Origin of the sequence: Breoghania sp. L-A4 (assembly GCF_003432385.1) — a bacterium.
GTDB lineage: Bacteria > Pseudomonadota > Alphaproteobacteria > Rhizobiales > Stappiaceae > Breoghania.
In genome coordinates, this window is record NZ_CP031841.1 from 3,540,062 (window position 1) to 3,564,789 (window position 24,728).

Here is a 24,728-nt window from a genome sequence, read left to right on the forward strand (position 1 = left end):
CACGATGGGTTGATCCCCGTCGGGAATGCAGGCGCGCATGCAGGGCACCTCCGGGGGCCCTTTTTTATTGCCTGAACGCCGCCGGACATCCGGCACCAAACGACGATCGAAACTGAACGCCTTCGGGCGCATCGCAAGGAACGGGACGATGACACGGGAGATGACGGGCGCCGCCATGGTGCTGCAGGCGCTGAAAGACCACGGGGTCGAGCATTTGTTCGGGTATCCCGGCGGCGCGGTACTCCCCATTTACGACGAGATCTTCCAGCAGGAAGAGGTCCAGCACATCCTGGTGCGGCACGAGCAGGGCGCCGGCCACGCGGCCGAGGGCTATGCGCGCTCCACCGGCAAGCCGGGCGTCGTCCTCGTTACCTCGGGCCCCGGCGCGACCAACATGGTCACCGCGCTGACCGACGCGATGATGGATTCCATCCCGCTGGTCTGCATCACCGGTCAGGTGCCGACACCGCTGATCGGCAACGATGCCTTCCAGGAATGCGACACGGTCGGAATCACCCGCCCCTGCACCAAGCACAACTGGCTGGTGCGCCGGATCGAGGATCTGCCGCGCGTCCTGCACGAGGCCTTCCAGGTCGCCACCACCGGCCGCCCCGGCCCCGTCGTCGTCGACATTCCCAAGGACGTCCAGTTCGCCACCGGCGTCTATGAGGGCCCGACCCACGTCGCGCACAAGACCTACCGTCCGCAGATCAAGGGCGACATGGGCCAGATCCGCCGCGCCGTCGAACTGATGGCCTCGGCCAAGCGTCCGATCCTGTACACCGGCGGCGGCGTCGTCAATTCGGGTCCCAAGGCCAGCCAGCTGCTGCGCGAGCTGGTCAAACTGACCGGCTTCCCGATCACCTCGACACTGATGGGCCTGGGCGCCTATCCCGCGTCCGGCGACGCGTGGCTGGGCATGCTGGGCATGCACGGCACCTATGAAGCGAACATGACGATGCACGATTGCGACGTCATGGTCTGCATCGGCGCGCGTTTCGACGACCGCATCACCGGCCGCGTCGACGCGTTTTCGCCCAACTCGATCAAGATCCACATCGACATCGATCCTTCGTCGATCAACAAGAACGTCCACGTGGACGTTCCGGTCGTCGGCGACATCGCCCACGTGCTGGAAGACATGGTCCGCATCTGGCGCACGTCGTCGCCGATCACCGACAAGGCGGCCCTGAAGAACTGGTGGACGCAGATCGGCACCTGGCGCGAGCGCAAGTCGCTCGGATACCGGCCGAACGAAGACGTCATCATGCCGCAATACGCCATCCAGCGGCTGTATGAGCTGACCAAGGACCGCGACACCTACATCACGACGGAAGTCGGCCAGCACCAGATGTGGGCCGCGCAATACTACGGCTTCGAGCAGCCCAACCGCTGGATGACGTCCGGCGGCCTGGGCACCATGGGCTACGGCTTTCCCGCCGCCATCGGCGTGCAGGTCGCGCATCCCGACGCGCTGGTCTGCTGCATCGCGGGCGACGCCTCGGTGCAGATGAACATCCAGGAGATGGCCACCGCCATTCAGCACGAGCTGCCCGTCAAGGTGTTCATCCTCAACAACCAGTACATGGGCATGGTGCGCCAGTGGCAGCAGCTGCTGCACGGCAACCGGCTGTCGCATTCCTACACCGAGGCCATGCCGGACTTCGTCAAGCTGGCGGAGGCCTATGGTGGCGTCGGCCTGCGGGTGCAGAAGCCGAGCCATCTGGACGAGACGATCGAGCAGATGATCAGCACCAACAAACCGGTGATCGTCGACTGCCGCGTGGCCAATCTCGCCAACTGCTTCCCGATGATCCCCTCGGGCAAGGCGCACAACGAAATGCTGCTGCCCGAGGACGCCTCCGACGAAGCGGTGGCCAATGCCATCTCCGACGAAGGCAAGGCATTGGTCTGACCCGATCAGGAAAGCTTGAGAACATCATGAACGCACAAAACGTCAATGCTCCGTCGGCCTACTTCCTGACCAGTGTCAGCGAGACGGAAGAAACCCACACGCTATCGGTTCTTGTGGACAACGAACCGGGCGTCCTTGCCCGCGTCATCGGCCTGTTTTCCGGCCGCGGTTACAACATCGACAGCCTCACGGTGTCGGAGACCGAGCACGAGAAGCATCTCTCGCGCATCACCATCGTCACCACCGGCACGCCGATGATCATCACCCAGATCCGGCATCAGCTCGAGAGGCTGGTGCCCGTGCACCGGGTGACCGATCTGACGCTCGTCGCCCAGCGCAACAGCCAGGACAAGCCGCTGGAACGCGAACTGGCGCTGGTCAAGGTCAAGGGCACGGGAGAAAGGCGGCTCGAGGCGTTGCGCCTGGCCGACGCGTTCCGCGCCAGCGTCATCGACGCGACGACGGAACACTTCACCTTCGAGATCACGGGGCGCTCGTCCAAGATCGAGCAGTTCATCACCATCATGCAGCCGCTCGGCCTGGTGGAAGTCTCGCGCACCGGCATCGCGGCGGTGAACCGCGGCGCCGAGGGCATGTAGGACAACGTCACCTGAGACGCAGCGCGGCGGCATGCGCCGCCGCGCCCGACCAATTCCTGCCCGACACACCGCTTGACGCACATCAACGCGAACACCGCCGATTGGGCCCAATCTCGGACGATGAATTTCAACCGAAAGGGACCATGATGAAGAACATTGTCATAGTGCTGGCGGCGGCTCTGGCTCTCGCCTCGTGCCAGACGGCCCGCCAGGACCGCGCTCTCACCGGCGGAGCGATTGGCGCGGGCACGGGTGCCGTCATCGGCGCGGTTGCGGGCAAGTCGGTCGGCGGCGCGGTTGCCGGGGGCGTGATCGGCGCCGCGGCGGGGGCCATCATTGCCGACGCGACGCGCCCCGGGCGCTGCTACTATCGCGACAGGCGCGGTCGCAAGCATTACGTCCGCTGCCGGTAAGCTCTTCAAGGCGCCGTCCCGGGGGTCTCCGGGGCGGCCCGCGCTCGCGACAGCGTTGAATTCGCATCCCTCGATAAATCCGCAATTTCCTGCGGAGACGTGGCCTCTTGGCCGCGCGCCCTGCGCGCTGCGGCAAAAGGCTCCTGAGCATCCGTTGATCTCAACTCTCAAAGGCGTATATGTCTGCGCACGCGCCCTCCCAGGCAGCCGCGCCGTGTCTTGCGGCGCTCCCACCACGCAGAACGTTTAGTCGAAAGAAGAGTGCCATGAGCAAGGTCCTGTCCCGGCCGAAGAACCAGATCCGCTGGCTGCTGCTTGAAGGCATCTCCCCACAGCCCGCGCCGTGCTCGAAGCGGACGGCTACACCAACATCGAACAGATCAGCACGGCGTTGGACAAGGACGCGCTGATCGACGCCCTGCAAGACGTGCAGGTGGTGGGGATTCGGTCGCGCACCCAACTCACCGCCGAGGTGCTGGAAGCCGCCAACGCGCTGGTGGCCGTGGGCTGCTTTTCCGTCGGCACCAATCAGGTCGACCTGAAGGCCGCCAACAAGCGCGGCATCCCGGTGTTCAACGCGCCCTTCTCGAACACCCGTTCGGTGGCGGAACTGACGATCGCCGAAATCGTCATGCTGATGCGCGGCGTCTTCCAGAAATCCGTCGCCGCCCACGACGGCCGCTGGATCAAATCCGCCGCGGGTTCGCGCGAGGTGCGCGGCAAGACGCTCGGTATCGTCGGGTACGGCAACATCGGCACCCAGCTCGCCATGCTGGCCGAGACCATGGGCATGTCGGTGATCTATTACGACCGCACCGACAAGCTGCGTCATGGCAACGTGGAACCGACCAAGAGCCTCGACGAACTGCTCGAGCGCTCCGACGTGGTGTCGCTGCATGTGCCCGACACCTCGGAGACCCGCGGCATGTTCGGCGCGGCCGAACTGGAAAAGATGAAGCCCGGCAGCTACCTCATCAACAACGCGCGCGGGTCGCTGGTCGACATCGACGCGCTTGTGGAGGCGCTTGAGAGCAAGCACCTTGCCGGCGCCGCCATCGACGTCTTTCCCAGCGAGCCCAAGTCCAACAAGGATGAGTTCATCAGCCGCCTGCGCGGCTTCGACAATGTGATCCTGACGCCGCACGTCGGCGGCTCGACGGAAGAGGCCCAGGAACGCATCGGCGAGGAAGTCGCCAGGCGGCTGGTCGAATACTCCGACGTCGGCTCGACCATCGGCGCCGTCAACTTCCCGCAGGTGCAACTGCCCAAGGGCACCGAGAACACCCGCTTCATCCAGGTTCAGACGAATGCGCCCGGCGAGCTCGGCAAGCTCAACGACCTGTTCGCCGCGCACGCGCTCAACATTGCCGCCCAGCATTACCAGACGGACGGCGAAATCGGCTATGTGGTGGTGGATGTGGACGGGCGGCTGGAAAACGCGGTCGACATTCTCAACGAAATCCGCACCCTCTCGGGCACGATCCGTGCGCGGTTGCTCAACCGGGTATAACGAATTCGGGCATCGCTCGCTCGTTGCGCGGTGCCCTACCCGATCCCCTGGAGCAATACTTCCAGTTCGCCCAAATGCGGGATCTCGCGGAACCGCGGCGCGGCGCGCGGCGCCTCCTCGTGTTCCAGCGACCAGGTGAGCGCATGCGGCACATACACGCCCCAGCTTCCGGCGCGAAGGGCGGGCACCACGTCCGACTTGAGCGAATTGCCCACCATCATGGCGCGCTCGGCACCCTCGCCGTGCTGGCTGAAGATCCGCTCGTAGGTGACGACCTGCTTGTCCGAGACGATCTCGACCGCATCGAAGAAGTCGCCCAGCCCGGACTGCGCGAGCTTGCGTTCCTGGTCGAACAGATCGCCCTTGGTGATCAGAACCAGCCGGTAGACCTCCGTCAACCGCTTGAGCACGTCATGCGCATGCGGCAACGGCTCGACCGGATGGCTGAGCATCTCGCGCCCCGCGTCCAGGATCTTTCCCAGCACGTGGGACGGCACCCGTCCGCCGGTCACCTCGATGGCCGTCTCGATCATCGACAGGGTGAACCCCTTGATGCCGAAGCCGTAGTGCGTGAGATTGCGCCGCTCCGCCGCCAGCAGCCGCTCGGACAGGTGGTCGGCCTCGGCGAAATCCGCCAGAAGCCTCGTGAACCGGTCCTCGGTCAGGCGGAAGAACTGCTCGTTTTCCCAAAGCGTGTCGTCGGCATCGAAGCCGATGACGGAAAGCGGGGCGGAGCGCGCAGACATGGCGATAACGGATCCGTCAGTCGCTGGACGCTTCCGATGTATCCTGCCCGTCGGTGGTCTCCGACGGCGCGTCCGAACCATCGGGATCCCTCTTCGCGTCGGCCTTTTCCTGCTTCGCGGCAAGCCTCTCGGCCTTCTTCGCCGCCTTCGCCCGATCGCGTTCCATCCGTTCGAAATTGTAGTTGGGTTTTCTCGCCATTGGCTCTCCTTTGATCGCGCCGCTGTCGGCCCCAGCGGCCAAACGCGCAATCCATATCCGGCGGTTTAGCACATCGCGCGCGCGGGGGCACGTCTCAGCGTGCGTCTACCCCCATGCATAAGCGGCGCGCGTCATCGCAACACGTGACGGCGCGGTCCGGGCGGCAAGTGGGCCCAAGGTACAGCTAGGCAACCCTGGCACATTCGGCCATTGTTCCCCGTTTCCTGCTCACTGCGGCGTTTTCCCGTCGCGGTGACCGGAATACATGACGTGGGCGTCCGCCCCCCTGCCCGGCCGGACCTGCCCAAAGGGAAGGACACCGCCCATGCGCCGTTCCACGCTTTCCATCGCCGCCGCCGTCATCGGCGGCCTCATGCTTGCGCCCACCGCCGGCCAGGCGGGCTCCACTTGGGACGACCTCCGTCCGCAGGTGTTTGACGCCCGCCCCATCCAGCCCGGCGACGGCATGATCAGTCTGCAGGCCCCGCGCGGCCGGAGAACCAGAGTTTCGTGCCCATCGCCATGCAGGCGGATTTCCGCGATGGCCGCACCGTCAAATCCGTGACTTTCATCGTCGACGAAAACCCGGTGCCGGTGGCCGCCGTGTTTTCCATCGGCGAGGGCCGGCAGAAACTCAAGCTGGCGACCCGCATGCGGCTGAACCGGGAAACGGATGTGCGCGCGGTTGTCGAGACCAGCGACGGCCAGCTCTACATGGCGCAGCGCTTTGTGAAATTCGCCGGCGGCCAGGCCGCCTGCTCCGCCCCGCCGACAGGCGATGCGGCGTCGATTGCCGCCTCCATGGGCAAGATGGAGCTGGCGCTCGAGGAGCCCGCAACCAACGCCACCCAGCTTCGCCCCGGCGCCACGCTGACCATCAATCACCCCAATCATTCCGGCATGGTGCTCGACCAGATCAGCCTGCTCTACATCCCCCTGCGCACCGTCGAGGAGGTGGAAGTCCGCCAGGGCGATGATCTGGTGTTTTCCATGCAGGGCTCCATGACCCTGTCGCAGGACCCGCAAGTGACCTTCGACTACCGCACCAACGGCGCGGACGCCTTGCACGTTCACGTCACCGACACCGACGGTGCGGCCTGGGACCAGGATTTCGCCATAGGGCACGGGAGCTGAACGGGTCTGCTGTTCTTGAGCCGAAACGGCATTGCCGATTTGCCGGACGACGTCGCGCTTGTCAGGCCAGCCACCGCGCGCCGCGGATCCGTCGGGACAGCCGCCTCGCGGATTTCTCCAGGTGACGGAATCGTCTCGATATCCTGCCGCTCACTCTTCTTTCAGAGTGTCCATGGCCCAGCCGACGGTGAACCCGTGCAGGACCGTCGACATCAGAATAACAAGAGCGATGAGGGACCAGAGCTGGGCCTCGTTGGTGAACTCCATATGGCTCCCCGCGTAGCACAGGTAGTAGATCGAGCCGATGCCGCGGACCCCGTAGAGGGAAACCACAGCCCTGTCCCGGGTATCGAGATCCGACTTCAGGAGAGCGATCCATCCCGACAGCGGGCGAACCACCAAGATAAGCAAAACAGCCACGGCAAAATGCGTCCACGTCAGATCGGTGAACAGGATCGGCAGGGCGGCGCCCAACGCGATCAGCAGCAGCGCGGTCAGCGCGTGTTCAATCGATTCCGAAAAGTCGTGCAACTGCCGATGGAAATGATGGTCTTCCTCGACACGCCGCAGTGTCAGGCCCAGAACCGCAACCGCGATGAAGCCATACCCTTCGATCAGTTCGGTCGAGCCGTAGCAGAGCAACACGCCCGCCAGGGCGATGACCCCGGATCCGGTTTCGGCGAGAATGGCTCCCCTTGGCACCAGAAAAAGAATGTATCCCAAAGCCTTTCCGCCGACCCATCCCATGCCGACACCCAGAGCGATGCGATAGACGATGTCGCGCAGGAACCAGTCCAGAGCCCATGTGCCAGGATTCAGGCCTTCGGCGGCCACGATCAGCCCGAGATAGACGAAGGGGAATGCCAGCCCGTCGTTCAGGCCTGCCTCCGTGGTCAAAGTGAACCGTACCGGATGTTCCGCCCCTTCATGCGGCGGTCCGACCTGAACATCGGCAGCCAGCACCGGATCCGTCGGCGCCAGCACCGCGCCCAGCAATATCGCGCCGGCCGCCGTCATCCCCACAAGACCGATCCCCAGCAGGGCGACGCTCAGAATGGTCAATGGCATCGCGATCGCGAGCATGCGGAATGTGCCAATCCAGCGCTTCCAGGGACGCAGTCTGTCGATGCGCATCCCTGCGCCGAACAACGCCACAATGACGGTCAGTTCGCTCACCAGCTCCCAGGGCAAGGGCGTCTGGCGGGGGTCCGGCAGCGTCGGCATCCCCGGGATCAGCATTGCGGCGCCAGCGCCGAACAGGATCATCAAGGGCGCCGACGCGGGTTCGCGCTTGGAGATCAGACGTGGCAGCCACCGCGCAACGATCACGATCACGCCGATGACGGCCAGCGCCACGTGATAGGAATTCAGGGCAAAAAAGGGTTCGTGCAGCACATTTGGATCCCATGCCGGAGTGTGGCAACCGTTGTCCTACAGTGAAAAGCATCTGACGAACAGTTGGCATAGGCGCGGACACCCCGCGCATTCACGTCACCGATCGCGACGGCGACGCCTGGAACCAGGATTTTCCGATTGGGCACGGGCGCCAAGCGGGCTGGCTAGTTCAGCCTCGCCGTCAGAATTTTAAGGCTGGCAGCGCCGAAAGCGATCGCGAAGGCGCCTTCGAACCAGCGGCGCAGGCGCATGTAGCCGCGCATCGTTGCCTTGTTGGAAAACAGCAAGGCGATCGCATGGAAGGCGAGAGCACTCTGCAGGCCTACCGCGAGGATGACGAATGAAAGTGCCGCGGGGCTTGTCCCGGCCGGAACACCGATCGCATAGAGGGCTCCAAAGAACAGAATGGCCTTGGGATTCGTCAGGTGAAGGGCCAGTCCACGGCCGAACACGCGCAGCAGCCGTGCCTCGCGAATGTCCCGGGCGGGCGGATCCCCCGGCCGCATCGCCGAACGCGCCGACTTGACCGCCAGCCACATCAGGTAGCCCGCTCCGCAATACCGGATAACCTCGAATATCCAGGCGTTGGCGAGCATGAGCGCCGACAGTCCCGCCGCCGCGGCGACCGACCACGTCAGCGATCCGCAGGAAATCCCGGATGCGAGCGCCAGACCGCTCCTGCGGCCCGACGCCATCGAGGTGCCGGCGATCGCCAGCGTCGCGGGGCCGGGACTGGCCACCGCGATCAGGGCGGCGACAAGAATAATGGGCAGATTGACGGCTTCGAGCATGAGAGACCTTCTGAGCAGCATGGAATTGGTTTGGGAATTCAGACCGCCTGCAAAATCATAATGCCCGCTTTTCATCATGGTCATGCCTGTCCCGACCATCCATGAGCCATCGACAACATGAGCCCTCGGCACAAGGGCCCGGATGACGATCGAGGGGCATGAGCCGTGTCACCACGCTTGCGATTGAAAGAGCGACGCGGCCAAGGAAGCACTGTTCGACGCATTGGTCAATTTCCCCTTGACCCCGCCAACGCCCTTCGGTTAGATGCCGAACCGTACGGTACGGTACCAGCATCACTTCCATTTGCGCCTAGGCGTGACGGGACATCGGCCGGAGACAGCAGGACACGAAGCGCCACCGGCGCTGGAATGAACGGCCGCGCGCTGAAGGCGCAACGGCAACAGGCGCAGCAAGCGCCGGAAAGTGGCGCAGCCGAGCGCGCCGGGGAAACGTCAGGACAGCAATGCCGCAGGCACAAACCATCGCAGAGCCGGAGAGCGCGTTCACGCCGCGCCAGGGCGATGTGCTGGCCTGCGCGCTGGACCTGCTGGTGGCCGGCGGCGAGAAGGCGCTGACCACGGCGGGGCTGGCGCGCGCCGCCAACTGCTCCAAGGAGTCGCTCTACAAATGGTTCGGCGACCGCGACGGACTGCTGGCCGCCGTGATCACCTTCCAGGCGGCCAAGGTGCGCACGCCGGGCGCGGACACGCGGGCGCCGAGCGCCGAGGCCTATCGCGAACGCCTCGAGGCGTTCGCGCAGAACCTGCTCGAGGTGCTCTCGGGCGACGTGTCGCTGGCGCTCAACCGGCTGGCGATCGGCCAGGCGTCGAGCACCGAAGCGCCGCTGGGCCGCCTGCTGATCGAGCGCGGCAAGCGCACGGTCAACGCCCGCGGCCAGACGCTGCTTGAGACGGGCCGCCGCTTCGGCTATCTCGCCTTTGACGACCCCACCGACGCCTACCGCACGTTCTACGGACTCATCGTGCGCGATGTGCATCTGCGCCTGATGCTCGGCGAACGGCTTGACGGCGCGGACGCCGATTTCGCCGCGCAGGCGAAACAGGCGGTGAAGAAGTTCTACAGGCTTTTTGGCCCCTGAAGGCGCTCGCGCGTCAGGACCGGAACAGACAAACCAGGGACCGGCTGCCGGCCCACAAAACACCCTCCCCCGATGGGGAGACAGTGCCAAGAGAGGAAGACCAATGCGCGTTTATTACGATCAGGATGCCGACCTGAACCTCATCAAGGGCAAGAAGGTCGCCATCATCGGCTACGGCTCCCAGGGCCGCGCCCATGCGCTGAACCTGAAGGATTCCGGCGCCAAGGAACTGGCTGTCGCCCTTCGCGAAGGCTCGACGACCGCGCTGAAGGCCGAGGCCGACGGCTTCAAGGTCATGAACGTGGCCGACGCCGCTGCCTGGGCCGACCTGATGATGATGGCGACGCCTGACGAGCTGCAGGGCGACATCTACCGCGACCACATCGCCGGCAACATCCGCGACGGCGCGGCCATCGCCTTCGCACACGGCCTGAACATCCACTTCGGCCTGATCGAAGCAAAATCCACCGTCGACGTGCTGATGGTCGCGCCCAAGGGCCCCGGCCACACCGTGCGCGGCGAGTACCAGAAGGGCGGCGGCGTGCCCTGCCTCGTCGCCGTGGCGCAGGACGCCTCCGGCAACGCGCTCGACCTCGCCCTGTCCTACGCCTGCGGCGTCGGCGGCGGCCGCTCGGGCATCATCGAGACCACCTTCCAGGAAGAGTGCGAGACCGATCTCTTCGGCGAGCAGGCGGTGCTTTGCGGCGGCCTGGTCGAGCTGATCCGCGCCGGCTTCGAGACGCTGGTGGAAGCCGGCTACGCGCCGGAAATGGCCTATTTCGAGTGCCTGCACGAAGTGAAGCTGATCGTCGACCTGATCTACGAAGGCGGCATCGCCAACATGAACTACTCGATCTCCAACACGGCCGAGTGGGGCGAGTATGTGTCCGGCCCGCGCGTCGTCACCTCGGAGACCAAGGCGGAGATGAAGCGGATCCTCACCGACATCCAGACCGGCAAGTTCACGTCCGACTGGATGCAGGAATACCGCGCCGGCGGCGCCAAGTTCAAGGCGACCCGCCGCCTCAACGACCGTCACCAGATCGAGGAAGTCGGCGAGAAGCTCCGCGGCATGATGCCCTGGATCAAGTCCGGCGCCCTGGTCGACAAGTCGAAGAACTAAGGCTCAGCGGCTCTCAAGACAACAAAGGCCGGGCGGCGACGCCCGGCCTTTTTATGGTCGCAGAAGCTACTGCGCGTCGGACTGTTCCTGCGACAGTCCGAGGCGTTTCAAGGCATCCTGAGCGCGATAACTATCAGCCTGCGCAGCGCGGCGATAATAGGCGACAGCGTTCGCCATGTCCTTGGGAAGCAACGTCCCCTCCTCCAAGAGCACGCCCATAAAATACAGCGCGTCTAGATCCTCTTTTTCAACGCCTTGCCGAACCATGGCCAGTCCTTGCTCGGTGTCTCGTGACACGCCACGCCCCTGCAGCATCATCCAGCCGAGATTGACAATGCCACCCTCGAAATCCTGCGCAGCGGCTTGCCGAAACAGATTGACGGCTTCAGCATCATCCTGCACGACACCTTTACCCTCGCGATACAGATGACCAAGGGCGACCAGCGCATAGCTGTTCTTTTCTTCGACGGCTCTTCGATACCACTTGACCGCCTCTTCATAGTTCTGCGCGACACCAAGTCCGTTCTCGTACAGCCAACCAACGTTGTTTTTGGACAGCGTGTTTCCCGCCTCCGCGGCCAAAGTGTAGTATCTTAAAGCCTTCGAATAATCTTTCCCGTCGCAATGGCCGAAGTAAAAGCAGTTGCCGATCCTCAGGTAAGCCCGACCAGGCTTTTGCCTCGCGGCTTTTTCCAACCAATACAGCGCCTTGCTGGAGTCCGCCGCCACCTCATCACCCTGCATGTATCGTCGGCCCAATTCGAGTTGAGACAAAGAGTCACCTTTTTCAGCAAGAACCGTGATCAGGGCAAGACCTTCCGCCTTCTGTCCTGGTTCGTTCCCCTTTTCGAGAATGTAGATGCCAAGTTCGTATTGCGCACCCGAAACGCCGCGATCCGTCGCTCGCTGCAACCACTCGAGCGCTTTGACTTCATCTTTATCGGTTCCGATACCCCAAAGATGGCTCAATCCCAGTCGATAATAACCCTGAGCCTCCCCAGCTTTGGCCGCCCGTTCGTAATAGCTGAATGCCTTGACAGGGTCCTTGGAAACATGTCTGCCGGCTTCATACATTCGACCGATCTGAACGAGCCCCTCCGCATCACCGAAGCGCGCAGCACGCTCATACCAATATACAGCGCGCTCTCCATCCCGCTTCGGCGCGTGCAGATTCCAGTAGTCACCAAGTAATACGCCCGCGACACCTACGCCGTTTTCAGCAGCCTCCGTGAGCATCGCCAATCCGTCCTCTCCCGCCTGAGGGGTCGCCAGATTTCTGGCAATGAGAGAACCAAGCCGTGCTTTTCCTAACGGCGACTTGCCGCCCGCGAGGCGAAACCACCAAGCGGCCTTATCATAGTCCTGCTCAACAAGCTTGCCGTCAAAGTAGGTCGCGCCAAGCGCGACTTGTGCCCCTCCATAACCCGCATTTGCAGCTTTGATCAGCAAGTCGAGGGCCTCTGCAATGGCCCCCGCGCGGCCCGGAAATTCCGCATAGAGCAGTTCAGCAAGCGCATACTGGGCAGCCGGCTCAGGGTGCCATTCATCAGCGGCCAACCGCAAACGGTTCTCAGCCCGGTCGACGTCCTTCTGTAACAAAATTCCATTTGCGAGCCCGATGCCAAAATAGAGATTACGATAGCGAGATCTCTGTCCGGCCGGACGACCATCCACTTTGAACAGCGCTTTAATGGCGATTGAAGCGGCAATCGGATGTTTTTGAAAGACGCGACCCAGCGCGCGAACGCCTGCCCAATAGTCACCTGCAGTACCACGCGCCTCAATCTGCATCCGGCTCCACGCGACCTCCGCGTCAACATCGCCCTCATCGGCAGCGGCGCGATAGAGCCGCACCGCGGTCGCCAGGCCCGGCTCAATTTCCCTGCCCTGCTCGAGTTGATGCGCCGCGATCATCGCTGATTCCGCGTCGCCGTTTTCGCCAGCGGCTGTGCGCCACTTCAAGGCGTACGATGCATTTTTCTCCGCCCCCATTCCGGTCTCGTAGGCTTCTGCCAGCCATCGCTGACTGAAGAGATCGCCCGCCTCCCCAGCCTTGCGATACCACTCAATGGCTCCGTCGGGATCCTGCGGTCCGATAAATCCCTTCTCGGCATAATAACCAAGCCACGAAAGCGCAACGTCATCGTCCTGGTCGGCCGCCTTCTGAAACCATTTGAAAGCCTCAACATGGTCTGTCTCGACACCGACGCCTTCAAAATAGGCTTCACCTAACAGAAGTTGAGCGTGAGGCTCTCCAGACACGGCGGCCTTCCGAAAGTATTCGGCTGCTTTCGTGAGATTTTTTTCAACGCCCAGCCCTCCCTGATACAGGGTGCCTATATTCGCATAGGCAATTGGCGCATCCGCCGCCGAGGCTTGTTCGAACAGCTGGAGCGCACGGGCATGGTCCTGGTCGACGCCTGCGCCATTCATATACATCACGCCAAGCGCGTTCAGGGCAGCGCTACCTCCCTGATCCGCGGCCTTCGCATACCAGCGCACAGCTTCGGCTGGATCAATCGCGACACCGAGGCCCAAAGTGTACAACCGACCAAGTTCAAACTGGGCATCGCTGTCTCCCTGGTCTGCAGCTTCACGGAAATACTGTCTGGCCTTCGTATAGTCTTGCTCAACCCCCATACCGTTTGTGTAGCAACGCCCAAGGAGATACTGGCCGACAGCCATCTGTTCGTCGGCGACGTGACGATAGAGAGTCACCGCTCGTGCCGGATCCGGCGCAACGCCAAGTCCATTCTCCAGCATATAACCGAAGAGAGCCCCGGCACGGAGGTTTCCATTATCTTCCATGGCCTCCTGAAAGAGCGCGGCGGCGCGTTCAACATTTTGCTCGACGCCGCGCCCCTTGAGATTAGCCTCTCCCAGCGAAACTTTCGCATCACCCCAGCCCTGACCTGCCGCCAGACGAAAATACTCAACGGCCCGGACGTCGTCCTTATCAACTCCTGCTCCCCAATAATACATATTGCCAAGATAGTACTGAGCGCGCGGATCCTTAAGATCCGCGCCCATCTTGTAATATTCGACAGCTTTGGCGATATTCGGCTCACCCAAGTCATCGTGCTCATAAAGAAGCCCGATATACGCATAGGCAATGTCAGCACCACCGTCAGCAGCCTGCAGGTAGTACTGTAGCGCTTTCTGGCTATCTGCTGCTGTTCCCCAACCCATTTGATATAGGCGCGCCAAATTCACGAGCGCCAACGGATGGCCTCTTTCGGCAGCCCATTTCACCCAGAAAAACGCCCGCAGATTGCTCTGGGCGATACCGAGACCTTTGAGATAACTCAGGCCGAGTTGCAATCCACCCCACGTATCGCCGAGCTCTGCCGAAAGCCAAAAAAGTCGGGCGGCCTTTTCCGGATCAGCCTCAACGACAATTCCTCGCAGATAATACCAGCCGAGGCTCGAAAACGCCGCGGGATATTGCTGATCCGCCGCCTTTTGAAACCATTCAAATGCCTTGGCGAAATCAGTGCGCCCGCCATTCTCGTCATCGAAGGCCAAAGCAAGTTGATACTGAGCATGCGCGTCGCCAAGCATAGCCTCCGCGCGAATACGGTCGAAATCAGCGCCTGAGATCGGATTTTGGTGGGTCCCCGATCGTCGCTCATCGCCACTGAGCTCGTTTCGAAAGGTTTCAATCGGGGATTCCACCCCCGAAATTCCGCGATAATCGGAGTTCATCGTTGCCGCAGCGTCGGCCCCGGGACTGAACGCGAGGGAAGTGAGACACAAGCCGATCAAACAATACCGCGACATCAGTTACTCCCGTGAACCGACCCACTGAAAAAACGCGCACCGGATAAAGCCCTGCAATAAATATCAAGGTACGCAAACAACCGAGGAAATCAACCAATGCAGACCACGCCAACAAACCGACCCTGCAGTATCCTCAAACGATGCATCGCGCCGGTGCGGGGGATCAAGCCCAGTGCCCTGGTCAAACAAGTCGAAGAACCAAGCTTCCTCGCCTGAGGCGCACTTTTGAATGAAGAAGGCCGGGCATCGTCGCCCGGCCTTCTTGTACCCACGATGCGGCTCAAAAACAAAAACCCCGCCGGCTGCCCGGCAGGGTTTTTCGTGCGTTGCGCGCGGCCAGACAGGTTACGCCGCGGCGACGTCCTTGAGGAACGCCGCGATCTCCTCGCGGAAACGCTCCGTGTTTTTCGCCGCTTCCGTCGACGCATTCAAAACCGACGCGGCCGAGGTGTTGGTCTCCACGACGGCCTTGTCGAGCTCATTGATGCTGTCGACCACCGTCTGGGTGCGCGCGGCGGCCGACTGGATGTTGCGGCTGATCTCGTTGGTGGCGGCACCCTGCTCCTCGACCGCCGCCGCGATGGCGCCGGTGTATTCGTTGACCGAATCCATCGTCCTGGTGATGCCGCCGATCGCCTGCACCGCTTCCTCGGTCGAGCTCTGGATGGCGGAAATCTGGCTGCCGATTTCCTCGGTCGCCTTCGAGGTCTGCGTCGCCAGCTCCTTCACCTCCGCGGCCACGACCGCGAAGCCACGCCCGGCCTCTCCGGCCCGCGCCGCCTCGATCGTTGCATTCAGCGCCAGCAGGTTGGTCTGCTCGGCGATGTCCTGGATGAGGCCCACGACTTCGCCGATCTTGCTGGCGGCCAGCGCCAGGCTCGCGACCTTGTCGTTGGAGGATTGCGCCGCCCCCGTCGCCTGACTGACGATCTCGGTCGTGCGGCTGACCTGCTGCGAAATCTCGGAGATCGACGAAGCCAGTTCCTCGGCGGCCGAGGCCACCGTCTGCACGTTGTTGGAAGCGTCTTCCGAGGCGCTGGCGGCTCCTTGCGCCTGTTGGGCCGATGATGCGGCAAGCCCGTCCAGGCCGCGCGCGGTGTTCTCCAGACTGGCGTTGGTGGCGTCCACGGAACTGAGCAACGCCACAGAGGTGGTGCGGAAGGTCTCGATCAGCGTCTCGATGCGGCGCTGACGCTCCTCGCGGGCAAGCTGGCTGGAGGACTGCTCGCCTTCCAGCCGCACTTGTTCGATGGCGTTGAGGCGGAACACATCGACCGCGCGCGCCATGTCGCCGATTTCATCCTGACGGGTGGTTCCCATGACATCGAAGTCGCGATTTCCGTCCGCAAGGCCGAGCAACTGGCTCGCGACACTGCGCAGCGGCAGGAAGACGCCCCGGTTGGCAAAGGCAACCACGCCACCGGCAACCGCCAGCAACAGCAGGCTCACTGCGATGCCCGACATCATGGCGGAACGCGCGATGCTGACGTAGGCCGTCTGATCAACGGCCAACAGGGCCACGGCGATCTCGGCGCCGGAAAAGTCGGTAACCGAAACACGTTCCACGACATACCGGCCGTCGTCAGCGACAATGCGGCCTTCGCCCGCGTCGGCCAGCAGATCCGTCGGCGTCATGCTCGCGGGAAGCGTGTTGCCGATGACCTCGCGTCCGGCCTTCCCCTCGCGCAGGATGGCCAGCGGGTATCCGGTCCGATCGGTGAACTTGGCGACGAACTTGTCGTGGAAACCGAGGCCGAACTCGACCGAACCGATGTGCTTGCCCTCGTGGGCAACGGGCACCACCCCGCGGTTGCCGATCCCGGCGACGCCCTTCTCCAGTCCGGAGATGATCTGCCGGGTCTTGTTGGTCTGCACCACGGTTTCGCGGAAGCTCGAGAGGTCGTCGCCAAACTTCTCGATCTTGTGCACCCGCAGGAACGAGGTGGCCGGCGGCAAATGGAACTGGAACTGACGAATGCCGTAGTCACGCTTCAACACCTCGAAGCCAGGCCCGAATTCGGCGGCCAGTCCGTCGCGGTCACCGGAGGCGAACTTCTGCTGCACGCCCGTCTGGCTCGCGACGAAGCTGGCCAGCATCAGGGCCTGCCGGCTTTCCGATGCGATGGCGGACGTCAACTGCTGCTTGGCGCTGTCGACCTCGCGGTCCAGAGCCGTCTGGATCAGGTCGCCGGACACCCACTGCGTCACGCCAAAGGTTGCGACAGATCCCAAGATCGCGAGCCCGATCATGACGAGGCTCAGCTTGGCGCGAATGGTTTTCATGCGAGTTCTCCGGCAAAACGACACCACAAGCGGCATGTATCTCCGCTCGGCTGAAACTCACTCAACCGCCTGATCTATGTAAGAATGTTTAAAATGTATGTTTCTGAATGAATTTTATATGAATTTCAGAATATTATAACTTTCTAATAGATAGAGATGCCCTGTGCGCCAGTATACCGGGGCGGCAAGACGGTCCTCCGCAAGGCCGACGACCTCCCGGCACTGAGACAAGAACCTGGAGCTTGGGCGCCGGGGCGGAGCGGCACGTATGTCGAAACGCGCAAAGCAATGAGGCTCGCCGCTGACGCTGCGACAGCCAACAAGCCGGTCTCCCCGCATGAGCCAATGGCCCGCACACTCGTCATCCGGCGCCTGACCTCCATCCTGACGGCCTAGCGCCGCATCAAGCCACGCGGGCGGCCGCCCGCCGCCGGGCTCCCAGGCGACGAAACCGACGCTCCTCCACCTGCCACACGCTCTTCGGCTCCGCATCGTGACCAAAGTGCGGTCCGCCGCGACCGAAGAAATTGTTCACCAATTCGCATCCACCCCCTTCAAGACTGACAATCGTCCGGATTTTTGATGTTAGGATCGCCGCCAGGTCAGCCTGCCGTACCGAAACCAGCCCTGGGAAACACCGCATGTCACGCCGTTATGCCATTCTCGATGTCTTCACCAACCGCCCGCTGTCCGGAAACCCGCTGGCGGTTGTCCTCGAGGCCGACGGGATGACGGACGGCGACATGCAGGCCATCGCCTCGGAGTTCAACCTGTCGGAAACGGTCTTCGTGCAGAAACCGCAAAACCCCATGCATTCGGCGCGCCTGCGAATCTTCACGCCGACGCGCGAACTGCCGTTCGCCGGTCACCCGACGGTCGGCACCGCGATCTTTCTGGCGCAGGAGCGGTTCGGTGAGTTGGACAAGGATCAGGACGCGGTCATCGTTCTGGAAGAGAATATCGGCACGGTCCGGTGCGGCGTGAAGCTGAAACCCAAGGCCGCCGGCTTCGCCGAATTCGATTGCCCGCGCCAGTCAAAGCCGCACGGCATCAGCCTGGGCGACCGGTCCGAGGTCGCCGCCGCCCTCAGCCTCAGCACATCCGACATCGGCTTTGAGAACCACCGCCCGACGGCCTATGAGGCAGGCGTTCCCTTCGCGTTCGTGCCGGTGCGCGACATGGCGGCGCTCGCCCAGGCGAAACCGGAACCCAAGGCGTGGAGCATCGCCTTCGGCAACGGCGGCACCACCGACGCCTATGTCTACTGCCGCGAAACCAAGTACCACGACGCGGATTTCCACGCCCGCATGTTCGCCCCCTCCATGGGCATTGCCGAAGACCCGGCGACCGGCGCGGCCGTCGCCGCCTTCGCCGGCGCCGTCAAGGATCACGACGACCTGCCCGACGGCACCCACTTCATCCGCATCGAGCAAGGCTTCGAGATGAACCGCCCATCCCTCATCGATCTGGAAATCGACATTCACAACGACGCCCTGAAGGCCACCCGCATCGGCGGCCAGGCGATTGTGGTGGCCAGCGGGGAGCTTTACGTTTAGTCCCGACGCATGGCTTCAATGGGGGAATGGCGCCGTGATCGAATTTCTGAAAATCCTGCATTTCATCGCCATTGCCGGCGGCGTCGGCGCCAGCCTGTCCGGCCTCATCGTGATGCGCGCTGCGAAGACCGCCGATCCGCAAGCCGCCGCGGCCCTGCGCGGCGTCGCCCCCCGCCTCGGCGCCATGGGCGCGCATTCGATCATCCTTCTGTGGATCACCGGTCCGTTGCTGCTGTGGCTCGCCTACGACCGCGGCGCGGGGCTCGGGCCCATGTTCCACGCCAAGATGGCTAGCGCCGTGGCGCTGACGCTTGTGGTGGCAAGCATGCGCCTCACCATCCGCCGCATGAAGGCGGGTCAATCCACCCCGCTGCTGCCGCTGATGCCGAAACTGGGCATCGCCTCGGCGGTCCTCGGCCCGCTGACCGTGGCGCTGGCGGTGCTGGCGTTCTCGTAAGGATGCGCAGTCCTCAGGCGGCAAAGGGAACGATCCCGTCCCCGTAGCGTTGGTGTCGTGTGAAACGACACAGGAAACGTTCGCCATGTCCCGGTATCTGAAATTCGCCGCGATGATCACCACCTCGACCGTGGTCATGCTGGCGCTGATGTATCTCAACACCTACAGCCTCGATCATGTCTTCTGGAGCGACACCCGCGGCTACATGGCGCTGATCATGGGCGCTGCGATGGCCATCGTCATGCTGAGCTTCATGCTCGACATGTACGACAAGCCGCAGCTCAACATCGGGATCTATCTCGGCGCCGCGCTGGTCTTCGCGGTCTCGCTGGCGCTGGTGCGCAGCCAGCAGACGATCGACGACGTCTCGTGGATGAAGGCGATGATCCCGCATCACTCGATCGCCATCCTCACCTCTGAACGCGCCCAGATCCTGGACCCGCGCGTGCGCGAACTCGCCGACAGCATCATCGAGACCCAGCGCAAGGAAATCGCCCAGATGAAGGCGCTGATCGCGGATCTGGAAAACGCGCCCATCGTTCAGTAGCCACGAAAGCCTCGCGGCGTCAGTCCTCCCGCCTGGCGGAACCTCCGGCGCGCGCGGACCGTCTCCTCTTGCCACCGGCGGAAATTTCCAGTATCGAAGTGACCGTTAACCGCCGGTTCAGTCGATTGCATCAGACTGACAGCGGACGAGAAGCGAGAGGACCGGGCCAAACCATGATCGCCAGCCGCACCATTCCGGCACCTGCGATCGACGCGCACACGCGCGGCGGCCTGAAGTCATGCGCGCTGCTTTCCCGTCTCGAGCTGACCCTCCTCCTTATCTGCCCCTGAGCGCCGGCAGCCCCACCCGGGCGCGCTCTCAGGGGACTCATCTGACAACGAGCCACGAGAGATTGAGGCCCATTGAGCGCACAGGCGACTCCGGGCGAGACTGATAAGGACGATCGCGCCATGACCGGCACCACAGACACCGACCACGTTTTCATCTTCGACACCACCTTGCGCGACGGCGAACAATCGCCCGGCGCTTCCATGACGCTGGAAGAAAAGCTGCAGGTCGCCGAACTGCTCGATGACATGGGCGTCGACATCATCGAGGCTGGCTTTCCGATCGCATCGAACGGCGATTTCGAAGCCGTCTCGGAGATCGCCAAGCGCTCGAAGAAGGCTGTGATCGCCGGCTTGGCCCGCGCCATCCACGGCGACATCGACCGTGCCGGCGAGGCGGTGCGCCATGCCGAACGCGGCCGCATCCACACCTTCGTCTCCACCTCGCCGATCCATCTGAAGTTCCAGATGAACAAGACGGAAGAGGAAGTGCTGGAGATCATCACCGACACGGTGACCCGTTCGCGCAACCTGATTGACGACGTGGAATGGTCCGCCATGGACGCCACGCGCACGCCGATCGAGTATCTGTGCCGCTGCGTCGACGCCGCGATCAAGGCCGGCGCCACCACCATCAACCTGCCGGACACGGTGGGCTACTCGGTGCCGGACGAATACCGGCAGATGTTCGAGGACATCCGTAACCGCGTGCCGGATTCCGACAAGGCCGTCTATTCCGTTCATTGTCACGACGACCTGGGCCTGGCGGTCGCCAACTCGCTGGCCGGTGTGGCCGGCGGCGCACGCCAGATCGAGTGCACGATCAACGGCTTGGGCGAACGCGCCGGCAACGCCGCGCTGGAAGAGATCGTCATGGCGATCCGCACCCGCTCCGACGTCCTGCCCTATGCCTGCTCCGTGGATCCGCACTACATGACCCGCGCGTCCAAGCTGGTCGCCGCCGTCTCCGGCTTCCCCGTGCAGTACAACAAGGCGATCGTCGGCAAGAACGCCTTTGCGCACGAAAGCGGCATCCACCAGGACGGCATGCTGAAGAACGCCGAGACCTACGAGATCATGCGCCCCGAGGACGTCGGCGTGAAAGCCACCTCGCTGGTCATGGGCAAGCATTCGGGCCGCCACGCCTTCCGCGAAAAGCTGACGGAACTGGGTTTCGAGCTTGGCGACAACGCCTTCCACGACGCCTTCCGCCGCTTCAAGGACCTCGCCGACCGCAAGAAGCACGTCTACGACGAGGACATCGAGGCGCTGGTCGAGGACGAGATCGCGACCCAGGGCGAGCTGTGCAAGGTCATCGCACTCACCGTCATCGCCGGCACCGGCGGGCCGCAGAAGGCCATCATCACGATGGACGTCAACGGCCAGCACATCACCCGCGAAGCAACCGGCGACGGTCCCGTCGACGCAACCTTCCGCGCCATCCGCGACATCGTCCCGCACGACGCCAAGCTGGCGTTGTACCAGGTGCACGCGGTGACGGAAGGCACGGACGCCCAGGCGGAAGTCTCGGTACGGCTGGAGTCGGGGGGCGCATCGCCACCGGCAAGGGCGCGGACACCGACACGCTGGTCGCTTCGGCACGCGCCTATGTCTCGGCCATGAACAAGCTGGCTCAGCGGCAGAAATCGTCCAACCCCGGCGCGCTGAAGGCGAGCTGAGCGGAAACACTCGCTGTCCGGCACATTCACTTCGGCGAAGGCGGCCTCCGCCTTCGCCGTTTGCGTTTGGCCTTTGGCTTTTGCGCGGCCAGTCTGATATGTCCGCCCCAACGCACTCCATTGTCTGGATACCTTGATGCCTGAAACCGGGGCCTTCGGCCTGTACGGCACGCCGCCATCCGACCTCGCCGACATGTCCGCCGGCGCAATTCAGTTCTCGCCGCTGATCCCCGGTGCCCGTTCGCTCGAGGACCAGCCCGACGGCAGCCTCTCGGAGTTCGTCATGCTGGCCCCTCCAGGCACCGTGGAGCGCCGCTACGCAATGGCGCAGGGATTGCGGGCGCTTGCCCCCGGCGCGCCCTTCACCGTGCTGGCGCCCAAGGACAAGGGCGGCGCACGGCTTGCCAAGGAACTGAAAGCCTTCGGCTGCGCCATCGAGCCGTACTCCAAACACCATCACAAGATCTGCTCCGGCTATCGCCCCGAGGCGCTTGAGGGCATCGCGCAAGCCATCGAGGACGGCGCCCCGCGCTTCGTCGAGGACCTCGGCCTGTGGTCGCAGCCCGGCATCTTCAGCTGGAACCGCACGGATCCGGGCAGCGCGGCGCTGATTGGGCAGTTACCGCCACTGGAGGGCCGCGGTGCGGATTTCGGCTGCGGCGCGGGCCTTCTCGCCAAAACCATCCTCGGCTCGCCCAAGGTCACCCAGGTGATCCTGCTCGACATTGATCGGCGCGCCATCGAGGCCGCGCGGCGCAACATCGACGACCCGCGCGCGCGCATCGAATGGGCCGATGTCCGCCAGCCGGGCAGCCTGGCGACACTGTGCCCCACCGCGCTCGATTTCATCGTCATGAACCCGCCGTTCCACGACGGCGGCGCGGAGGACCGCGCGTTGGGCCAGGCCTTCATCGCCGCGGCCGCCGGGACCTTGCGCAAGGGCGGCTCGCTGTGGCTGACCGCCAACCGCCACCTGCCGTACGAGGCGGTGCTGCGCGACACCTTCTCGCGCGTCACCCTGAAGGTCGAAGAGCACGGGTTCAAGGTCTACGAGGCGCGCAAATGAGCAAGAAGATCCCCACATCGCGGCTTGACAAGCTGCTCGCCAACATGGGCTACGGCTCGCGCCGCGAGATCCAGCAACTGGCGCGCGCGGGCCGCATCACGCTCGACAGCGCGCCTGTCACCGCGGCCGACCAGCGCTTCGCCATCACCCCGGAGCTCGGCGCCGACCTGCAGATCGACGACGAGCCGATCGACCCGCTTCCGGGCATGATCCTGATGCTGCACAAGCCGCTGGGCACGACGTGTTCGCACAAGGAGGCCGGTCCCCTTGTCTACAACCTGCTGCCCGAGCGCTGGCGGCGGCGCGATCCGGCACTGTCCACCGTCGGACGGCTGGACAAGGAAACCTCGGGCCTGCTGCTGCTCACCGACAACGGCGCGCTGCTGCACCGGATCATCTCGCCGAAACACCACGTTTCCAAGCGCTATCTGGTGACACTGGACCGGCCGCTTTCCGGCAACGAGGCCGAGATCGCAGCCTCCGGCACGTTGATGCTGGAAAGCGACGACACGCCGCTGAAGCCGGCGCTGATCGAGCCGCTCGGCGAGACTTCGGCGCATGTGACGCTCACCGAGGGCCGCTATCATCAGGTCCGGCGCATGTTCGCCGCCATGGGCAACCACGTGACCGACCTGCACCGCGACCGGATCGGTGGTCTCGACCTGCCCGGAGATCTGGAGCCAGGCGACTACCGGCTGATGACGGAAGACGACATCGAGGCGGTGTTCGCAGAAGGCTAATCTTGCGGCGTCCAGCGCAGCAGGTGCGCTTCGCAATGGCGACAATCGGTTGCGCCGAAACCGGGCATGGGGAACGACAGGCCAGCAGCGCGCAGCGCCTCGACCAGTTTGCATTCAAGCCCGTCGGGAAACGCCACGGCGAATACGGCGTCCGCCGCATTGGTGAGCCGGTCCACATGCCAGCGCGGGCGCTTGTTTTGCCTCATATGCCGGGCCACGCGGGCGCGCATGCCTCCCGGTCCCTTGGCGCTGCCGCAATAGAGATACCAGCCCGCGGCAAACGTCGACGCACTGAACTGGGACAGGTCGATGCGCGCAGGCTCAGCAATATGGATCAGCAGCACATAGGCGCCCGGCCCTTCCGGCAGCATCGCGACGCCACTGTGAATGCAAACCGCACCGTCCGGGAAAGCTGTCTCCAGATTTGCGACAAGCCCAACCGGTGGGATCATCACGCGGCGTCCCAATCATCGGCGATCGACTCGGCGGCGGCCTCCAGCGCCAGCGGATCCACACGCTCCCAATCGCCCATCTGATTGCGGAAGAAGGTCTCCTGACGCTTGGCGTAGCGCCGCGTGTCCGTCTTGGACCGCTCGATGGCGTCCTCCAGCGTCCGCGTGCCGCGGGCTGCTTCCGACAGAGGCCGGACGCCGATGGCCTTCCATGCCGGCAAGCTGCGATCGAACTCCAGACCCGCCACGCGCACGGCCTCCTCCAGCCCGCCCATCTCCACCATGGCTTCGAACCGCTGATTGATCCGCGCGTGCAGCCACGCGCGATCAGGCGCCAGGACGAGCCGCAGCGTCTCGTCCGCGCCCAGCAGCGGCGATGTCTTTTCCTGCTGCCATTCCGCAAGCGACCGTCCGGTGCCATCGATCACCTCCAGCGCGCGGACGACGCGCTGCGCGTCCGATGGATTCAACCGATGCGCCATGGCGCTGTCGCGCTCGGCAAGACAGCCATGCAGCTCTTCGGCCGGCATGGCTGTCGCCCTGCCACGCCACAGGCTTCTGACGGCCTGCGGGATCTCCGGCACCTCGCCCAGCCCTTCCGTCAGCGCCTTGAAATAGAGGCCCGTGCCGCCCACCAGGATCGGAACCACGCCGTCTGCGCGCGCCTGCGCCAGGACCGCTTCGACATCGCTGAGCCACCCGCCAACCGAATAGGGCTCGTCCACACCAATATGCCCGTAGAGCAGATGCGGCGCGCTGGCCACTTCCTGCTCCGACGGCCGCGCCGTGAGAACACGAAGTTCGCGGTAGACCTGCATGCTGTCGGCGTTGACCACGCGGCCGCCAAGCCGCCGCGCCAGCGCGAGCGCAAGCGCCGACTTGCCGCTCGCCGTCGGCCCGGCTATCAGGATCGCACGAAAGCGCTTCTCGCCCACTTCAGTCACCGTTCGGATGCA

19 protein-coding genes and 2 pseudogenes are annotated in these 24,728 nt (G+C 63.8%); 13 read left to right on the plus strand and 8 right to left on the minus strand.

Annotated features, from left to right (window positions below; translation table 11 throughout):
• The first annotated feature begins 148 nt into the window (after positions 1-148).
• From D1F64_RS16200 to serA, 4 genes and pseudogenes are all read left to right on the plus strand, one after another.
• On the plus strand, positions 149-1,915 hold the full coding sequence (locus D1F64_RS16200) for an acetolactate synthase 3 large subunit (protein WP_117413270.1): 1,767 nt from the start codon (positions 149-151) through the stop codon (positions 1,913-1,915).
• Positions 1,916-1,941: 26 nt separating this feature from the next.
• A complete protein-coding gene (gene ilvN / locus D1F64_RS16205) occupies positions 1,942-2,514 on the plus strand; it encodes an acetolactate synthase small subunit (RefSeq protein ID WP_117413271.1) in 573 nt (190 codons plus the stop codon).
• Positions 2,515-2,657: 143 nt separating this feature from the next.
• A complete protein-coding gene (locus tag D1F64_RS16210; protein WP_205470505.1) occupies positions 2,658-2,927 on the plus strand; it encodes a hypothetical protein in 270 nt (89 codons plus the stop codon).
• Positions 2,928-3,193: 266 nt separating this feature from the next.
• Positions 3,194-4,437: pseudogene (gene serA, locus D1F64_RS16215) on the plus strand (phosphoglycerate dehydrogenase).
• Positions 4,438-4,472: 35 nt separating this feature from the next.
• On the opposite strand, the gene D1F64_RS16220 reads toward serA, so the two are convergent.
• Entirely contained in the window at positions 4,473-5,183 is a 711-nt protein-coding gene (locus tag D1F64_RS16220; protein ID WP_117413272.1) for an HAD family hydrolase, read from the minus strand.
• Between the two features lie 16 nt (positions 5,184-5,199).
• Positions 5,200-5,382: a hypothetical protein gene (locus D1F64_RS16225; RefSeq protein ID WP_117413273.1), complete on the minus strand. Its 183-nt coding sequence runs from the start codon at positions 5,380-5,382 to the stop codon at positions 5,200-5,202.
• 510 nt (positions 5,383-5,892) lie between these two features.
• On the opposite strand from D1F64_RS16225, the gene D1F64_RS16230 reads away from it, so the two are divergent.
• Positions 5,893-6,516 (plus strand): quinoprotein dehydrogenase-associated SoxYZ-like carrier, encoded by a 624-nt coding sequence (locus D1F64_RS16230; RefSeq protein ID WP_162901609.1) that lies wholly within the window; start codon positions 5,893-5,895, stop codon positions 6,514-6,516.
• 150 nt (positions 6,517-6,666) lie between these two features.
• Here D1F64_RS16230 and D1F64_RS16235 read toward each other — a convergent pair whose 3' ends face one another.
• A complete protein-coding gene (locus D1F64_RS16235) occupies positions 6,667-7,911 on the minus strand; it encodes a cation:proton antiporter (RefSeq protein WP_117413275.1) in 1,245 nt (414 codons plus the stop codon).
• A 164-nt stretch (positions 7,912-8,075) separates the two neighbouring features.
• Positions 8,076-8,702: a LysE family translocator gene (locus D1F64_RS16240; protein ID WP_117414655.1), complete on the minus strand. Its 627-nt coding sequence runs from the start codon at positions 8,700-8,702 to the stop codon at positions 8,076-8,078.
• 464 nt (positions 8,703-9,166) lie between these two features.
• Between D1F64_RS16240 and D1F64_RS16245 the strand changes: the two genes are divergently transcribed.
• Positions 9,167-9,802, plus strand: a complete 636-nt coding sequence (locus tag D1F64_RS16245; protein WP_117413276.1) for a TetR/AcrR family transcriptional regulator — start codon at positions 9,167-9,169, stop codon at positions 9,800-9,802.
• 103 nt (positions 9,803-9,905) lie between these two features.
• On the plus strand, positions 9,906-10,925 hold the full coding sequence (gene ilvC, locus D1F64_RS16250; protein ID WP_117413277.1) for a ketol-acid reductoisomerase: 1,020 nt from the start codon (positions 9,906-9,908) through the stop codon (positions 10,923-10,925).
• A gap of 66 nt (positions 10,926-10,991) precedes the next feature.
• Here ilvC and D1F64_RS16255 read toward each other — a convergent pair whose 3' ends face one another.
• Both D1F64_RS16255 and D1F64_RS16260 read right to left on the minus strand, forming a co-directional pair.
• Positions 10,992-14,600, minus strand: coding sequence for a tetratricopeptide repeat protein (locus D1F64_RS16255; protein WP_162901610.1), 3,609 nt, complete (start codon positions 14,598-14,600; stop codon positions 10,992-10,994).
• A gap of 450 nt (positions 14,601-15,050) precedes the next feature.
• A complete protein-coding gene (locus D1F64_RS16260; RefSeq protein WP_162901611.1) occupies positions 15,051-16,988 on the minus strand; it encodes a cache domain-containing protein in 1,938 nt (645 codons plus the stop codon).
• Between the two features lie 641 nt (positions 16,989-17,629).
• On the opposite strand from D1F64_RS16260, the gene D1F64_RS16265 reads away from it, so the two are divergent.
• The 6 genes and pseudogenes from D1F64_RS16265 (at position 17,630) to D1F64_RS16290 (ending at position 23,320) form a co-directional block, all read left to right on the plus strand.
• Positions 17,630-18,544 (plus strand): PhzF family phenazine biosynthesis protein, encoded by a 915-nt coding sequence (locus tag D1F64_RS16265; RefSeq protein WP_117413280.1) that lies wholly within the window; start codon positions 17,630-17,632, stop codon positions 18,542-18,544.
• A gap of 34 nt (positions 18,545-18,578) precedes the next feature.
• Positions 18,579-19,001: a hypothetical protein gene (locus tag D1F64_RS16270; RefSeq protein ID WP_117413281.1), complete on the plus strand. Its 423-nt coding sequence runs from the start codon at positions 18,579-18,581 to the stop codon at positions 18,999-19,001.
• A gap of 85 nt (positions 19,002-19,086) precedes the next feature.
• A complete protein-coding gene (locus D1F64_RS16275) occupies positions 19,087-19,548 on the plus strand; it encodes a DUF305 domain-containing protein (RefSeq protein WP_117413282.1) in 462 nt (153 codons plus the stop codon).
• Positions 19,549-19,958: 410 nt separating this feature from the next.
• Positions 19,959-21,514, plus strand: a pseudogene (locus D1F64_RS16280) (2-isopropylmalate synthase).
• 136 nt (positions 21,515-21,650) lie between these two features.
• On the plus strand, positions 21,651-22,580 hold the full coding sequence (locus D1F64_RS16285; RefSeq protein ID WP_117413283.1) for a class I SAM-dependent methyltransferase: 930 nt from the start codon (positions 21,651-21,653) through the stop codon (positions 22,578-22,580).
• The gene (locus D1F64_RS16290) at positions 22,577-23,320 is read left to right on the plus strand and encodes a pseudouridine synthase (RefSeq protein ID WP_117413284.1); all 744 of its coding nucleotides are present in this window, start codon (positions 22,577-22,579) and stop codon (positions 23,318-23,320) included. Before D1F64_RS16285 ends, D1F64_RS16290 begins: the two co-directional genes overlap by 4 nt.
• Here D1F64_RS16290 and D1F64_RS16295 read toward each other — a convergent pair.
• Both D1F64_RS16295 and miaA read right to left on the minus strand, forming a co-directional pair.
• On the minus strand, positions 23,317-23,772 hold the full coding sequence (locus D1F64_RS16295) for a GIY-YIG nuclease family protein (protein ID WP_205470506.1): 456 nt from the start codon (positions 23,770-23,772) through the stop codon (positions 23,317-23,319). The two genes, D1F64_RS16290 and D1F64_RS16295, sit on opposite strands and share 4 nt — an antisense overlap.
• A complete protein-coding gene (miaA, locus tag D1F64_RS16300; RefSeq protein ID WP_248304487.1) occupies positions 23,772-24,716 on the minus strand; it encodes a tRNA (adenosine(37)-N6)-dimethylallyltransferase MiaA in 945 nt (314 codons plus the stop codon). Before miaA ends, D1F64_RS16295 begins: the two co-directional genes overlap by 1 nt.
• Positions 24,717-24,728: the final 12 nt, after the last annotated feature.

Bases quoted from the DNA above. Each gene is read 5' to 3' on its own strand.
- D1F64_RS16200 (WP_117413270.1), top strand. From the start codon at position 149: ATGACACGGGAGATGACGGGCGCCGCCATGGTGCTGCAGGCGCTGAAA.
- ilvN (WP_117413271.1), top strand. From the start codon at position 1,942: ATGAACGCACAAAACGTCAATGCTCCGTCGGCCTACTTCCTGACCAGT.
- D1F64_RS16210 (WP_205470505.1), top strand. From the start codon at position 2,658: ATGATGAAGAACATTGTCATAGTGCTGGCGGCGGCTCTGGCTCTCGCC.
- D1F64_RS16220 (WP_117413272.1), bottom strand. From the start codon at position 5,183: ATGTCTGCGCGCTCCGCCCCGCTTTCCGTCATCGGCTTCGATGCCGAC.
- D1F64_RS16225 (WP_117413273.1), bottom strand. From the start codon at position 5,382: ATGGCGAGAAAACCCAACTACAATTTCGAACGGATGGAACGCGATCGG.
- D1F64_RS16240 (WP_117414655.1), bottom strand. From the start codon at position 8,702: ATGCTCGAAGCCGTCAATCTGCCCATTATTCTTGTCGCCGCCCTGATC.
- D1F64_RS16245 (WP_117413276.1), top strand. From the start codon at position 9,167: ATGCCGCAGGCACAAACCATCGCAGAGCCGGAGAGCGCGTTCACGCCG.
- ilvC (WP_117413277.1), top strand. From the start codon at position 9,906: ATGCGCGTTTATTACGATCAGGATGCCGACCTGAACCTCATCAAGGGC.
- D1F64_RS16260 (WP_162901611.1), bottom strand. From the start codon at position 16,988: ATGAAAACCATTCGCGCCAAGCTGAGCCTCGTCATGATCGGGCTCGCG.
- D1F64_RS16265 (WP_117413280.1), top strand. From the start codon at position 17,630: ATGTCACGCCGTTATGCCATTCTCGATGTCTTCACCAACCGCCCGCTG.
- D1F64_RS16275 (WP_117413282.1), top strand. From the start codon at position 19,087: ATGTCCCGGTATCTGAAATTCGCCGCGATGATCACCACCTCGACCGTG.
- D1F64_RS16285 (WP_117413283.1), top strand. From the start codon at position 21,651: ATGCCTGAAACCGGGGCCTTCGGCCTGTACGGCACGCCGCCATCCGAC.
- D1F64_RS16290 (WP_117413284.1), top strand. From the start codon at position 22,577: ATGAGCAAGAAGATCCCCACATCGCGGCTTGACAAGCTGCTCGCCAAC.
- D1F64_RS16295 (WP_205470506.1), bottom strand. From the start codon at position 23,772: ATGATCCCACCGGTTGGGCTTGTCGCAAATCTGGAGACAGCTTTCCCG.